This is a genomic window from Streptomyces sp. NPDC002130 (assembly GCF_040296465.1).
GTDB lineage: Bacteria > Actinomycetota > Actinomycetes > Streptomycetales > Streptomycetaceae > Streptomyces.
This window is the reverse complement of the sequence record NZ_JBEOXI010001064.1, coordinates 1-1,180: the sequence shown is the minus strand read 5'-3', so window position 1 is coordinate 1,180 and position 1,180 is coordinate 1. Positions and strand designations below refer to the sequence as shown.

Below are 1,180 nucleotides of genomic sequence, written 5' to 3'. Positions count from 1 at the left end.
GCCGTCAAGCCGCCTCGACCGTGTCCACGCGCCGCGGAACATCGGCCTCCTGAAACGTGTCGGTGGGTGTGCGTAGTCTGGCCCACTATGAGCGAAGTCGTGTCACTGGCAGCTGCCCGTCGCATAGCGCTTGCCGCTCAGGGATTCGGCAAATCGCATCCCACGACGGTCACGCGTCGCAATCTGGTCGGCGTGATGGACCGGTTGCAGGTGCTGCAGATCGACTCGGTCAATGTCTTCGAGCGCAGTCACTACCTGCCGGTTTACGCTCGGTTGGGGGCGTACGACAAATCCAGACTCGATCAGCTCGCCTTCGCCCCCGGTGTTCACATGAAACCCCCATCTCCGAAGGTGCTGGACGGCAGCCCCGAGGTCTGCGTCCTCGGTGACGTTGAAAGGATCCCATGCACCGATCTCGTCGAGAACGCTGCGTCGTAGATGATTAGAGGTTCCGCCGAGAGGGATCGGTGAATTGCTCCGCATCAATCCAGGAAGGATGAAGCTGAACCACAGCGCGTAATCGGCGGTGAACCATGCGGTCAACAGGTTCTGAGTTCCGTTGTGGAATGCAAGTTTGGCCTGAACGCAAGCAGTGTTCTCGGGAAGCTTCGCGAAAGTTGCGACTACTCGACGTAATTGGAGTGGGTCGGGGGAATCTTCGGCGTCGTAGATCGTGACGATCTCGCCCGTCGAGAAATGCAGCCCGTAGTTGCATGCTTTCGGTTTGGTTCGTGGATCGGCCGCGGGCACCTTCAGAATGCTGACGACCTCGTCCACACCGGCGGCAAGCGCCGCTTCGATCGTGATGGCATCATCCTCCTCGAGTAGGAGCAGGACTTGCATCTTGTCTGCCGGATAATCGATCGCTCGCATGGCTGCGATGAGGTCGCCGACGACCTCCGGCTCGTTGTATGCGGGGACCAGAATGGTGTAGGTGGGAAGGTCGTCGTATGAAAGAGCAAGTGCCTCTTCGTCACTGATCGTCATGATCGAGGACGCATCAAGACCCCTCGTGAACAAGATCAAGCGGTCGACCATCGCCCAGATATATCCGATGGTGCAGATCAATGTCAGAGCGATGAGAGTTGGCGCGAGGAAGAAGACGAGGCTGACGGCAACCAACGCGAAGCCCACCAATAACACGTTTCGTTGCCACGGGTAGAAGGCAACCGAAGCGGAT

The 1,180-nt window shown here is 58.6% G+C and carries 1 protein-coding gene; it reads right to left on the bottom strand.

Features of this window, described 5'->3' with window-relative positions; all coding sequences use genetic code 11:
• Positions 1-102: 102 nt before the first annotated feature.
• On the bottom strand, positions 103-1,180 hold a 1,078-nt coding region (locus ABT116_RS48420; RefSeq protein ID WP_351647910.1), incomplete at its 5' end, for a glycosyltransferase.